At 71.7% G+C, this 1,238-nt stretch carries 1 protein-coding gene; it reads right to left on the reverse strand.

The window, feature by feature from the left end; genetic code table 11:
* Window positions 1–921, reverse strand: a 921-nt coding sequence (gene lpxC / locus HMPREF0731_RS19385; RefSeq protein ID WP_007005909.1) for a UDP-3-O-acyl-N-acetylglucosamine deacetylase, incomplete at its 3' end; no start/stop codon positions are given.
* Window positions 922–1,238: the final 317 nt, after the last annotated feature.

Below are 1,238 nucleotides of genomic sequence, written 5' to 3' on the forward strand. Positions count from 1 at the left end.
CATGGAGAGGGCGGGGGCGGCGAGGGAGACCAGCGCATCCTCCTGCCAGCGCCAGGCGGTGGCGTCGGCGAAGAGCGCGCGCAGCAGGCGGTTGTTCAGCGCGTGGCCGGAGCGGCTGCCGGCGAAGCGGGCCGAGAGCGGCGCGCCGGCCAGCGCCAGGTCGCCCACCACGTCGAGCAGCTTGTGGCGCACGCACTCATCCGGATGGCGCAGCCCGCCCGGGTTCAGCACCAGCGGGCCGTCCACCACCACGGCATTGTCCAGGCTGCCGCCCTTGGCGAGGCCGGCGGCGCGGGCGCGCGCCACATCCTCGGCCAGGGTGAAGGTGCGGGCATTGGCGAGGGCGGCGCGGAAGGAGGCTTCCGTCACCCGCAGCGACAGCGCCTGGTGGCCGATGGCGGGCGAGGGGAAGTCGATCTCCAGAGTCGCCTCGAAGCCCGGCGTCGCGGTCGGGTGCAGCTCGGCCCAGGCGGCGCCCTCTTCGACACGGACGCTCTTCAGCACCTCGATCGTGCGGCGCGGCAGGGCGGTGGTGGTGGTGCCGGCGCAGTCGATCAGGAACAGGAAGGGCGCGGCGGAGCCGTCCATGATCGGCACTTCCGGCCCGTCCACCTCGACCAGCGCGTCGTCGATGCCGCAGGCGGAGAGCGCGGCCATCACATGCTCGATGGTGCCGATGCGCGCGGCCGGGTTGCCGGGCAGCGACAGCGCGGTGCAGAGCCGCGTGTCGGACACCATGTCGAAGCGGGCGGGGATGTCGAGGCCGAGATCGGTGCGGCGGAAGGTGATGCCGCTGCCGGCCGGGGCGGGACGCAGGGTCAGGCTGGCGCGCTGGCCGGAGTGCAGGCCGACGCCGACGCAGCCAATGGCCGCCTTGAGCGTGCTGCGCCGGTCCAGACCTGCCGCGAGGAAACCGTCCATGAAAACCCTGCCATCCGTTCAGTCGGGGAACGCATCAAAGCCCGTTCCGTCAGCGTCTAGATGGCAGGGGGGCGGGGCCAGGGCGAGTCAACGCTTATTACCGATTATTTCCGTCGAGCTTCGCTTGGCATGTGTTTGAAAATTGGCGGTTTTCGCGATGCAAAAAGCCCCGCGCCGGAGCGCGGGGCCTGGGTCTGTTACCGGCGATGCCTCGCGCGGCTTTGTCCGGCTTCGGGCGCGGTCAGTTGTTCTGGCGGCGCAGGAAGGTCGGGATGTCGAGGCCCATCTCCTCGGCCGGCGCGGCGGCGGGGGCGGCG

Origin of the sequence: Pseudoroseomonas cervicalis ATCC 49957 (genome assembly GCF_000164635.1) — a bacterium.
Taxonomy (GTDB): domain Bacteria; phylum Pseudomonadota; class Alphaproteobacteria; order Acetobacterales; family Acetobacteraceae; genus Pseudoroseomonas; species Pseudoroseomonas cervicalis.